The following is a 10,356-nucleotide window of genomic DNA, read 5'->3' as shown; positions in this document are numbered from 1 at the left end:
CTTTAGAAAGAACGTTGTGTACACCTGCAACTTCTAATACTGCACGCATTGCACCGCCTGCGATGATACCTGTACCTTCGCTAGCTGGTTGCATAAATACACGAGAACCAGTATGAACACCTTTAACAGGGTGTTGTAATGTACCATCATTTAAAGCTACGTTGATCATGTTACGACGTGCTTTTTCCATTGCTTTTTGGATTGCTGCTGGAACTTCGCGTGCTTTACCATAACCAAAACCTACGCGACCATTACCATCACCCACTACAGTTAATGCAGTGAAGCTCATGATACGACCACCTTTAACAGTTTTAGAAACACGGTTTACCGCGATTAGCTTCTCTTGCAGTTCACCAGCTTGTTTTTCGATGTTTGACATCTCAATTTCCTCTATTAGAACTGTAGACCAGCTTCACGAGCAGCGTCCGCTAAACTTTGGACACGACCATGATATTTAAAACCAGAACGATCGAAAGCAACGTCTTTAACGCCTTTCGCTAATGCACGCTCAGCAACGATTTTACCTACTACTGCTGCTGCATCTTTGTTACCGGTATATTTAACTTGCTCACTGATTGCTTTTTCTACTGTAGAAGCAGCGGCAAGCACTTCTGAACCGTTCGGTGCAATCACTTGTGCATAAATGTGACGCGGAGTGCGGTGAACAACTAAACGAGTTGCACCTTGTTCACGCATCATATGACGAGCACGAGCTGCACGACGGATACGAGCTGATTTCTTATCCATAGTGTTACCTTAATTATTTTTTCTTCGCTTCTTTAGTACGAACAACTTCATCAGCATAACGAACACCTTTGCCTTTGTAAGGTTCAGGTTTACGATATGCACGAATATCTGCTGCTACTTGACCAATTAATTGTTTGTCAGCACCTTTCAACACGATTTCAGTTTGAGATGGACATTCTGCAGTAATACCTGCTGGTAAAGTATGTTCAACAGGGTGAGAGAAACCTAAGCTTAAGCCAACTACGTTGCCTTTAACTTGTGCACGGTAACCAACACCTACAAGTTGTAATTTTTTGGTGAAGCCTTCAGTAACACCGATAACCATTGCATTTACTAATGCACGAGCAGTACCCGCTTGTGCGTCCGCACCTACGATACCTTCACGTGGAGCAAAAGTTAATGCACCATTATCTTGTTTAACTTCGACTGAGCTATGAATGTCACGAGATAACTCGCCATTCTTACCTTTCACTGTTAATAGCTGACCGTTGAGTTTAACTTCAACACCGGCAGGAATATTAACAGGTGCTTTAGCAACACGAGACATTTTCCTACCTCTCTATTAAGCTACATAACAGATGATTTCGCCGCCTAAACCCGCTTGGCGAGCAGCACGGTCAGTCATCACACCTTTAGATGTAGAAACTACAGCCACACCTAAACCACCCATAACTTTTGGTAATTCGTCTTTACGTTTGTAAATACGAAGACCAGGACGGCTTACACGTTGAATGCTTTCTACAACTGGTTTACCTTGGAAATATTTTAAAGTAATTTCCAATTCAGGTTTTGCACCTTCTAAAACTTTAACGCTTTCGATATAACCTTCAGCAGCTAATACGTTGGCAATTGCCACTTTTAGCTTGGAAGAAGGCATACTGATCGCAACTTTATTCGCAGCTTGACCGTTACGAATACGAGTCAACATATCTGCGATTGGATCTTGCATACTCATTGTATTTTATTCTCCGATTCCAAAATAAAGTGGTAAATTACCAACTTGCTTTTTTAAGACCTGGGATTTCGCCACGCATTGCTGCTTCGCGAACCTTGATACGGCTTAAACCAAACTTACGAAGAACGCCGTGTGGACGTCCAGTTTGGCGGCAACGGTTACGTTGACGGCTTGGGCTAGCATCACGCGGTAAAGATTGTAGCTTTAATACCGCACTCCAACGATCTTCATCAGAAGAATTTACATCAGAGATGATTTTTTTCAATTCCATACGTTTAGCATAGAATTTCTCAGCCAATTTAACGCGTTTTACATCGCGTGCTTTCATTGATTGTTTAGCCATTGTAACCTGCCTTATTTACGGAATGGGAAATTAAAGGCAGCAAGTAGTGCTTGACCTTCTTCATCATTCTTAGCTGTAGTGGTAATAGTAATATCTAAACCACGTACACGATCTACTTTATCGTAGTCGATTTCAGGGAAGATGATTTGTTCACGCACACCCATGCTGTAGTTGCCACGACCATCAAATGATTTCGCGCTTAAACCGCGGAAGTCACGAATACGTGGAACAGCAATTGTAATTAAACGTTCAAAGAACTCCCACATACGCTCACCGCGTAGTGTTACTTTACAACCGATTGGATATCCCTGACGGATTTTAAAGCCTGCAACAGATTTGCGTGCTTTTGTAATTAAAGGTTTTTGACCGCTGATTGCTGCTAGATCTGCTACTGCATTATCTAGAAGTTTTTTGTCGGTCAATGCTTCACCCACACCCATATTCAGGGTAATCTTTTCGATTCGTGGGACTTGCATGACAGATGCGTAGTTGAATTTATTTTTTAATTCATTAACTACTTGATCTCTGTAGTAATCATGCAGTTTCGCCATCGCATTACTCCAGTTTGTTAGATAATTTCATTATTAGATTTGAAGAAACGTACTTTTTTGCCGTCTTCGAATCTAAAACCTACACGGTCAGCTTTATTTGTTTTCGGGTTGAAAATTGCTACGTTTGACGCATCAATCGGAGCTTCTTTCTTCACTAAACCACCTTCTTTACCTAAAGCAGGTACCGGTTTTTCATGTTTAGTGATAATTTTAACACCTTCAACAATCACTTTACCATTTGGTAACACTTGAGTTACCTTGCCGCGCTTGCCTTTGTCTTTACCAGCAAGTACGATTACTTCGTCATTTTGACGGATTTTAGCAGCCATTACGTTCTCCTTATAGTACTTCTGGAGCTAAAGAAATGATCTTCATGAATTTCTCAGAACGAAGTTCACGAGTCACAGGTCCAAAAATACGAGTACCGATAGGTTGCTCAGTGTTATTGTTTAAAATTACACAAGCATTGCCATCGAAACGAATAACTGAGCCATCTGGGCGACGAACACCCTTCTTGGTGCGCACAACAACTGCTTTTAACACATCACCTTTTTTCACTTTACCGCGTGGAATTGCTTCTTTTACAGTAACTTTGATGATATCGCCAATAGCAGCGTAACGACGGTGCGATCCACCTAGAACCTTGATACACATTACGCTACGAGCCCCTGAGTTATCAGCAACATCCAGCATAGTCTGTTCTTGGATCATATTAGTGCTCCGTTAATTAAATAAAACACCCTCTCGGGACCACCTACCCAATGTAAGCAGTCCGCGGATTTTAACAAAGAGCAATTCTTAAATCAACAACATTTATTAAATGTTTAGCAAGTTTTATACTCTTACCACCCACCAAATACTTTGATCAGGCAAGTTACCCTCCAAATGCTCACATACCCACCCAATCAGCGCGGTTTCCCCTGCATTTAAATCCAACTCTGCCAGTTGGAAAAGTTGCGCCACATTTTCCTTTTCTAAGGCAAGAAAAACTGTTGCGCCTTGTAAATTCAAACTTTGTGCGATTTGGAATGTTGCGGCATTATTGATATTCGCCATAAAATCGAGTGGGCTAGGAATATTCTCTTGCATTAAGTTATTGAACATTTTGAAAAACTTACTGGGTGAATTAAAGGAAGCCCCTAAATAAAAACGGCTTTCCTGTGTCAAATGTTCACGCAACGACAATGCACTAAGCAACGCTAATTGGGTAAATCGGCTCAAACGGCGAGCATCAACGCCCAACGATTTCAACTGTTGGCGTAGGGTTTTATCATCAAGCGGCTCATTTAATTCATATTGTGCAATTATTTCCATTTCAATATCCACCCTATGTGGCTACCGCCAAAGCCTAGAAAATAATTCAAAATCGTTTGCGGTTTATTCTCTGATTTAAGTTGTTCTAATAGCCACGCCATTTCCATTGCGCCACTCGCCCCAAGCGTATGTCCAAACCGCTTTTTCGGTAAAACAAGCGGTGAAATATTGCCAAAAGTTTGCAAAACAGCTTTCTCTGTTTCATCAAAAACACCACCGACAAAGTGCGGTTTAATGGCATCAATTTCCGAAAAATCCAAGGAAGATTTTTGCAAAATTTGCTTAATTAAATCCTTGAGCAAGTCAGGATTACTGTTCGTTAAACTACCGTTATCCGTTAAACTTGCCAATGCTGAAATTTGGCAATCAGATGGCTCATCACTCAACAACACACAACCAATACCTTCCCCTAGAATAATGCCTTTTTCGTCCGCACTTTGCGCTAACAAGCCCATCGCCTGAAAATGCTCAAAAGTCAAACGGTTAAACATCTCAACCCCCAACACAATTGCTTTACGGCATTTGCCTTGTTCAATCATTTTGGTAGCATAACCAATGGCTTGCGCAGATGAAGTACAAGAAGTCGCAAAGCTCCACACAGATGAGCCAAACCGTTGTTTTAGTCGCTCGGCGATAGCAGTGATATTAGGCGTTGTCGGTAACGACTGCCCATTGGTGAAACGCCATTCACAATCAGAAATCGTATAAGCTGTTGAACCTAACAAAATCGGGATTTCCACTAATTCTGCTATTTGCCAACCAGCCTTCGCCATTGTTTGTTCAATTTGTAGAGCAAGTAGCTCAACCAACTCCGCCAAATTTAATAAAGGCTTGTCAAAGGCGTTAAAATAGGGCAAATCTAAAGACTGCCCCAGTTGAAGTGCGGTGCGTTTTTCGCAATTTTTTGCACAAATCAAACCGCTTGAGTGAAGATAAACCGCCATTATTTTGAATGTTCCGCTCGGATAAACGCCGCTAAATCACGCACGCACATCATATGCTTACGCACCATTCTATCCCCTTGCAACCGCACACCAAAATGTGCTTGCAACGCCACCACAATTTGTAAGGCGTCTAAGGAATCCAGCTGAATACGACTTTGTTCACCAAACAGCCATTCATCATCGCTGATGTCATCGGGGGCAAAATCGTCTTTTTCGCTTTCTTGGATAATCAGTTTTTTTAACTCTAATTCGAGCAATTCGGGTTCTAATGTAAATTGATATTTCATAATTCGTAGGGTGCGTGTAAACGCACCATTTAAATAAATGTTAATAATCGGTGCGTTTACACGCACCCTACTAAAATCTTACTTGTGTTTTTAACTGATGTTGATAAATCAACGCAGCCAAGCCTAATGCAGTCAAACCAAAAGCGGTTAATTTCCCTAATTCGTTTGCAATTTGCGACAATTCATATTGATTTAACAGCAAATTTTGGAAACCGCTTAACGCCCAGCCCATTGGCGACCATTGTGCTACCGTCTGCATAATGTCCGGCATCACATAAGTCGGCACCATAATACCGCCAATTGCCGCCATAATGATGATACCGCCACCGCCCAATACCACCGCGTGTTCTGTGGTGCGAGCCACCACACTCACCAACAAGCCGTAGCCCAATGCCGCTAAACTCACCGCACTGGACAGCACCGCATAAGGCAACCAATTTCCCGACAAGGTAAAGGCAGGCATATCCAACTGCGGTAGCACCAGATAACCAAGGGCAATCATACCGACAAATTGCAGTTGATTAATCATAAAATAAGGAATCAGTTTGGCGATAATCAACTGAAACGCAGACGCCCTTGCCATTCGTAGCCGTGTAATGGTGTTGGTTTGGCGTTCCATTGCCATCACATTAGACAGCGGAATCATAATAAAAAACATACCAAAAATCAGCCAAGCAGGGACGCTGTGTTGCACCGAATTGGGTTTCGCCACTTCTTTGCCTTGGCGGTTGAGATACACTTCTTGCCACAAATATTTGGCGAGATAATCGTTGATCTGAGCGAATTTTTTATCTAAATCCTGATTAACTTTCTTCTCTATCTCTTTGATTTGCTTCTGTTTATTATTCTTAAGCGTGATTTTGTTATCCGCCATATATTGTTCTAAGCGCAACTGTGTATAATGTTTGTGCAACACACCTTTCACACCCAGCAACCAACCTCGATCAACCGAAGGATTAAGCCACAACTGCAACGGTTTGTCCTCTGAAAGAGCGGTCGTTTTTTCATTTAAATTTGCAATTAACAATGAAAATTTACCCGCTTGTAAATCCTCTTGAAAGGCTTTCAGTTCGGCAAGCTTCCCTTGTTGCACATTTAACTCTTCATCTTTTAAGGCTTGCAAAAAATCATCACTTAACGGCTGATTTGGCGAAGACAGCAGCACAATCGGTGCTTCTTGGCTCAATTCATTATCATTGCTTAATGCCGCCGACATAATCAACATAAACAAAATCGGCATCATAAACAACACGGCAACACCGTGTAAATCACGACTTAACAGGCGAAGTTCTTTAAAAATTGATGTTATTAACATAAATCGTAATCTTGTAAGGCGTTCTTTATTTGAAAAAAATTATTTATCCCTATCTCACTCAAACCAGACCGCACTCGCCATACGACCTGTTTTTCCATCTCGGCGGTAAGAAAAGAATTGTTCTTTTTCCGTATAAGTGCAGCGATCGCCGCCTGATATTTGAATGACACCCAGTTTGTTTAAGCGTTGTGTGGCTAATTGGTAGAGATTACCTAAATATTTGCCATCTACATTTGGATCCGCGATGAATGCTTGTTCTGCTTGTTTGTCCCAAGCTATAAATTGCGCTACCACTTCATATCCTACTTGAAACGCTGTTGGGCCAATTGCAGCACCAAACCAAGCAATAATCTCATCTCGCGGACATTGAAATTTTGCAACGGTTTCTTCTAAAATCCCATCACAAAGTCCACGCCAGCCTGCATGTGCGGCAGCGACTTCATTACCTTGCTTAGACGCAAACAAAACAGGCAAACAATCCGCTGTCATCACTAAACATACTTGGTTAGGTTGATTGGTGTAAGCAGCATCAGCTTCCACATCCTTTTCACAACAAGGCAGGGTTAGAACTCGTGTGCTATGCGTTTGTGTTAAAAACACCGGCTTATTCGGCAAAGAAAAATGTTCAACTAATAGATCACGGTTATTTTTCACCGCACTTGGTTTATCCCCTACATGATCACCTAAATTAAAACAATCAAAAGGCGGTTGACTTACACCACCAATACGCGTGGTCATTAGGGCTTTTACATTACCTGGCACATGCCAGTTTGGATAAAGTGCGGTCATTTTTCTCTTTTCTATAATATTTGCTTATCTAAACCTTTATGGGCAGCCAAGGCAATCACTAGGGTTTGCGCCAAGGTCATGGTTGAACATTGAGAGCGAAAACCTTTTATTTGTGCTTCCTTAATAATAAAAGAGACATCGCTAAATGTCACCAATGGACTGATTTGGCTGTCAGTAATCGCAATTTGTTTCACCCCTTTTTGCGCCGTGATATTCATAATTTCTGATGTTTCTTGCGCATAAGGGGAAAAACTAATCGCTACGACAACATCCCCTTCTTTAACACGATTGAGTTGCTCTGAAAACATCCCACCCAAGCCATTAATCAGATAAGAATTACAATCAATATGGTGCAATGCATAATCTAAATAACAAGCAATACTAAATGAACGTTTCAGCCCGACAATAAAAATATTATTTGCCTCATTTAAAATTTTGACCGCACTTTCAAGCTGTTCTTTTGAAGTTTGATTCACTAATTGTTTTAAAGCTTGACTGTTGGCTTGACCAAAGATAGCCAAAATATCTGCTGCTGATTGTTCGCTATAGCTACCGGATTCTAATTGTTGAAAATATTGAAAACGTTCGCTGTAATTTGTTGTATTTTCCATTAGGTTTTTACGAAAAACCTGTTTCATTTCATTAAATCCACTAAACCCAAAAGCATTCGCAAAACGAATAAGGGTGGATGGCGGAACATTTGCGCGTTCAGCAATAGTTGCCACAGTATCAAACACCACACTATGATTATTATCTAATACATATTTTGCTACTTGCTTTAGGCGTTTACTTAAACTGCCATACCGTAACTGAATTTCTTGTTGTAAATTCGTTAATTGAGATGAATTATTCATAATTAGGTCTATTTATCTGTTAAAAACAACTATCTTGCAGTTAAAATCGACAAAAAGGGATTTCTTCCGGCGCAAAGTGTATCACTCTTAACGACTAGATGAAATCCCTTATTTCAATTAAGCTGCTAATTAGAACGTTGTTTCCATAAGTTAATCAAACGGCGATAACGTGCTGATACAGCTTCAACTAACTGTTGATCATCTAGTTTTCCTGCCAACCAATCTGCTGAAGGTTGTCCGAAGATAGTACGACCTACCGCAAAGCCTCTAACTAATGGTGCATTGGCTGATGCCTTAAAGACTTTTTCAAAGGTTTCTTCCGGTGCATCTAAACCAAGAATCAAAATACCGCGGCAATATGGGTCGTTGGCGTGAATAATTGTGCTAATATCTTCCCATGCTTTTGCTGAAACGCCTGGTAATTTCCACCAATCCGGTTTAATGCCAAGCTCATAGAAATAAGCAAGCATCTCTGCATAATAAGCTTCGTTTTGTTCCATATCCGCCGGCAGAATTAACTCAAGTAATAATTCATGCCCTGTACGACAACAAGCTTGATAAACTTCTTTGAGCTTACGATCCTGCAATGCTTTCATCTCAGCATTATCTTTAGGGTGATAGAATGCGAGACATTTCACCACATGTTCTAATGGCCAAGATGCTAATTGTGAACCTAAATCACCGTGTTCAAGATTTAATGGGCGAGAAGATGGCTCTTCAATTGGGCGACCAATCCACCATTTTTTCCCTGTAATGGCATTTAACGCATTTTGACCAAACGTGGTATCGGCAAGAATGCCTGCATGCCCCTCATAAATACCTTCTTCTTTCGCTGTTTGCTCTGCAGCTTTTAACAATAAGTTTTTTAATTTTGGAATTCGGTTAATATCCGCACCGCACTTATTCGCCATATCAACGAGTTGTTTGCGATGATCAAAGGCAAAAATACATAAATCGTCCCATTCCTTGACTTTGCGTGTGGTGACACGATGTAAATGATTGAGGGTTTCATCTAAATCTGGACGTGGTACAGATTCTGCACGCGCAAGATAATTATCTAATTCCACTTTCGTTGGCATTGCCGGCGAACAACCGTGACGAGAAACCACTAACGCACCGCAAGCATTGGCATAACGACAAGCTTGTTCCCAGCCTTCGTTATTTAAATAACCGCGAATTAAGCCTGACATAAAGGCATCACCTGCGCCAAGCACATTTAATACTTCAACGCGTACACCATACACATTAATACCACCATCTAAATCATCAGGAATGTCTTTGCCTTCTACGAAAACGGAACAACCTAGCGCGCCACGTTTACAAACAAGTGTCGCTTGACTGACTTTTCTCACATTTTTAAGTGCGGTCAAGGTATCAGTCGATCCACCTGCAATATGGAACTCTTCTTCCGTTCCCACTAACACATCAAAATGGTGCAATACTTCTTGTAAGGATTTGGTCACCGCTTCGGAATCAATAAAACGCGTTTCGCCATCACCAAGGGAGGTCAATCCCCATAAGACTGGACGATAGTCAATATCTAGTAAGCGTTTAACATTATTGCGACCGGCATATTCCAATGCAGTTAGCACAGCTTCTCTGGTTTTTGGATGAGACAAATGCGTTCCTGTAATCGCCAAAGCTCGGGCAGAGGCAATATATTCTTCCGTAAAATCATCTTTAGTAATGGCCATATCCGCACAATTATCACGATAAAAGATAAGTGGGAAAGTATCTTGGTCTTTAATGCCGAGAATCACAAGTGCGGTTAAACGCTCTTTATCCGTGATCAAATGACTCGTATCTACACCAACACGTTCTAATTCTTCACGTAAGAAGCGTCCCATATGTTCATCACCAACACGTGCTAACATTGAAGATTTCACACCTTGCACCGCTGTACCATAAGCCACATTTCCGGATGAACCACCAAGATATTTAGAGAAAGTTGCGACATCTTCTAGTCGAGAACCTATTTGTTGTGCATATAAATCAACAGCTACACGACCTAAACAAATGAGATCTAATGTTTTTTCTGTTTTCATAACTCAATCCTTCTAAGAACCCATAATTTTACTTGTGTCTGTTCAAACTTACCTAAGTTTGTGGATAGGCTTAATTTGAAATATTTATTTCAAAATGTCAAATAGTAAAATTTAATTTTGAGACATAGATCGCAAAAATAAGAAAATTTTAAGAAAAGAACTCAACAATACTGAGTAGTGTTTTAGTCATTTTCCGCTTATTTTGAGAGATA

15 protein-coding genes are annotated in these 10,356 nt (G+C 40.9%); all 15 read right to left on the bottom strand.

The annotated features are described in order from the left end of the window. Positions 1-379: 30S ribosomal protein S5 (rpsE, locus tag Q0O89_RS07135; protein WP_293731011.1), on the bottom strand; the 379-nt coding region annotated here is incomplete at its 3' end. Positions 380-393: 14 nt separating this feature from the next. Beyond that, the gene (gene rplR / locus Q0O89_RS07130) at positions 394-747 is read right to left on the bottom strand and encodes a 50S ribosomal protein L18 (RefSeq protein ID WP_135711052.1); all 354 of its coding nucleotides are present in this window, start codon (positions 745-747) and stop codon (positions 394-396) included. Positions 748-760: 13 nt separating this feature from the next. Beyond that, positions 761-1,294, bottom strand: a complete 534-nt coding sequence (gene rplF / locus Q0O89_RS07125; protein ID WP_135711051.1) for a 50S ribosomal protein L6 — start codon at positions 1,292-1,294, stop codon at positions 761-763. A 15-nt stretch (positions 1,295-1,309) separates the two neighbouring features. Beyond that, complete coding sequence (rpsH, locus tag Q0O89_RS07120; protein WP_005759599.1) at positions 1,310-1,702, bottom strand: 30S ribosomal protein S8; 393 nt, start codon at positions 1,700-1,702, stop codon at positions 1,310-1,312. A gap of 37 nt (positions 1,703-1,739) precedes the next feature. Beyond that, a complete protein-coding gene (gene rpsN, locus Q0O89_RS07115) occupies positions 1,740-2,045 on the bottom strand; it encodes a 30S ribosomal protein S14 (protein WP_135711050.1) in 306 nt (101 codons plus the stop codon). A gap of 11 nt (positions 2,046-2,056) precedes the next feature. Continuing rightward, the gene (rplE, locus tag Q0O89_RS07110; RefSeq protein WP_133545470.1) at positions 2,057-2,596 is read right to left on the bottom strand and encodes a 50S ribosomal protein L5; all 540 of its coding nucleotides are present in this window, start codon (positions 2,594-2,596) and stop codon (positions 2,057-2,059) included. 17 nt (positions 2,597-2,613) lie between these two features. Then, positions 2,614-2,925, bottom strand: coding sequence for a 50S ribosomal protein L24 (rplX, locus tag Q0O89_RS07105; protein WP_012072228.1), 312 nt, complete (start codon positions 2,923-2,925; stop codon positions 2,614-2,616). A gap of 10 nt (positions 2,926-2,935) precedes the next feature. Continuing rightward, complete coding sequence (gene rplN / locus Q0O89_RS07100) at positions 2,936-3,307, bottom strand: 50S ribosomal protein L14 (RefSeq protein WP_005619403.1); 372 nt, start codon at positions 3,305-3,307, stop codon at positions 2,936-2,938. Positions 3,308-3,430: 123 nt separating this feature from the next. Then, the gene (locus Q0O89_RS07095) at positions 3,431-3,910 is read right to left on the bottom strand and encodes a hypothetical protein (RefSeq protein ID WP_293731006.1); all 480 of its coding nucleotides are present in this window, start codon (positions 3,908-3,910) and stop codon (positions 3,431-3,433) included. Then, entirely contained in the window at positions 3,901-4,854 is a 954-nt protein-coding gene (locus Q0O89_RS07090; RefSeq protein WP_293731005.1) for a beta-ketoacyl synthase N-terminal-like domain-containing protein, read from the bottom strand. Before Q0O89_RS07090 ends, Q0O89_RS07095 begins: the two co-directional genes overlap by 10 nt. After that, positions 4,854-5,141 carry a phosphopantetheine-binding protein gene (locus tag Q0O89_RS07085; RefSeq protein WP_293731004.1) on the bottom strand — a complete coding sequence of 96 codons (288 nt, stop codon included), beginning with the start codon at positions 5,139-5,141 and terminating at the stop codon, positions 4,854-4,856. Before Q0O89_RS07085 ends, Q0O89_RS07090 begins: the two co-directional genes overlap by 1 nt. Positions 5,142-5,211: 70 nt before the next feature. Continuing rightward, entirely contained in the window at positions 5,212-6,456 is a 1,245-nt protein-coding gene (locus Q0O89_RS07080; RefSeq protein ID WP_293731003.1) for an ABC transporter permease, read from the bottom strand. A gap of 54 nt (positions 6,457-6,510) precedes the next feature. Further along, positions 6,511-7,245 carry a peptidoglycan editing factor PgeF gene (gene pgeF, locus Q0O89_RS07075; RefSeq protein ID WP_293731002.1) on the bottom strand — a complete coding sequence of 245 codons (735 nt, stop codon included), beginning with the start codon at positions 7,243-7,245 and terminating at the stop codon, positions 6,511-6,513. An 11-nt stretch (positions 7,246-7,256) separates the two neighbouring features. Beyond that, positions 7,257-8,099, bottom strand: coding sequence for a MurR/RpiR family transcriptional regulator (locus tag Q0O89_RS07070; protein WP_293731001.1), 843 nt, complete (start codon positions 8,097-8,099; stop codon positions 7,257-7,259). Positions 8,100-8,224: 125 nt separating this feature from the next. Next, positions 8,225-10,144, bottom strand: coding sequence for a 5-dehydro-2-deoxygluconokinase (gene iolC / locus Q0O89_RS07065; RefSeq protein ID WP_293731000.1), 1,920 nt, complete (start codon positions 10,142-10,144; stop codon positions 8,225-8,227). Between the last annotated feature and the right edge of the window lie 212 nt (positions 10,145-10,356).

Origin of the sequence: uncultured Actinobacillus sp. (assembly GCF_945915845.1) — a bacterium.
GTDB lineage: Bacteria > Pseudomonadota > Gammaproteobacteria > Enterobacterales > Pasteurellaceae > Exercitatus.
The sequence above is the reverse complement of the archived record's forward strand: the minus strand, read 5'-3'. Positions and strand labels throughout refer to the sequence as shown.

Bases quoted from the DNA above. Each gene is read 5' to 3' on its own strand.
- rplR (WP_135711052.1), bottom strand. From the start codon at position 747: ATGGATAAGAAATCAGCTCGTATCCGTCGTGCAGCTCGTGCTCGTCAT.
- rplF (WP_135711051.1), bottom strand. From the start codon at position 1,294: ATGTCTCGTGTTGCTAAAGCACCTGTTAATATTCCTGCCGGTGTTGAA.
- rpsH (WP_005759599.1), bottom strand. From the start codon at position 1,702: ATGAGTATGCAAGATCCAATCGCAGATATGTTGACTCGTATTCGTAAC.
- rpsN (WP_135711050.1), bottom strand. From the start codon at position 2,045: ATGGCTAAACAATCAATGAAAGCACGCGATGTAAAACGCGTTAAATTG.
- rplE (WP_133545470.1), bottom strand. From the start codon at position 2,596: ATGGCGAAACTGCATGATTACTACAGAGATCAAGTAGTTAATGAATTA.
- rplX (WP_012072228.1), bottom strand. From the start codon at position 2,925: ATGGCTGCTAAAATCCGTCAAAATGACGAAGTAATCGTACTTGCTGGT.
- rplN (WP_005619403.1), bottom strand. From the start codon at position 3,307: ATGATCCAAGAACAGACTATGCTGGATGTTGCTGATAACTCAGGGGCT.
- Q0O89_RS07095 (WP_293731006.1), bottom strand. From the start codon at position 3,910: ATGGAAATAATTGCACAATATGAATTAAATGAGCCGCTTGATGATAAA.
- Q0O89_RS07090 (WP_293731005.1), bottom strand. From the start codon at position 4,854: ATGGCGGTTTATCTTCACTCAAGCGGTTTGATTTGTGCAAAAAATTGC.
- Q0O89_RS07085 (WP_293731004.1), bottom strand. From the start codon at position 5,141: ATGAAATATCAATTTACATTAGAACCCGAATTGCTCGAATTAGAGTTA.
- Q0O89_RS07080 (WP_293731003.1), bottom strand. From the start codon at position 6,456: ATGTTAATAACATCAATTTTTAAAGAACTTCGCCTGTTAAGTCGTGAT.
- pgeF (WP_293731002.1), bottom strand. From the start codon at position 7,245: ATGACCGCACTTTATCCAAACTGGCATGTGCCAGGTAATGTAAAAGCC.
- Q0O89_RS07070 (WP_293731001.1), bottom strand. From the start codon at position 8,099: ATGAATAATTCATCTCAATTAACGAATTTACAACAAGAAATTCAGTTA.
- iolC (WP_293731000.1), bottom strand. From the start codon at position 10,144: ATGAAAACAGAAAAAACATTAGATCTCATTTGTTTAGGTCGTGTAGCT.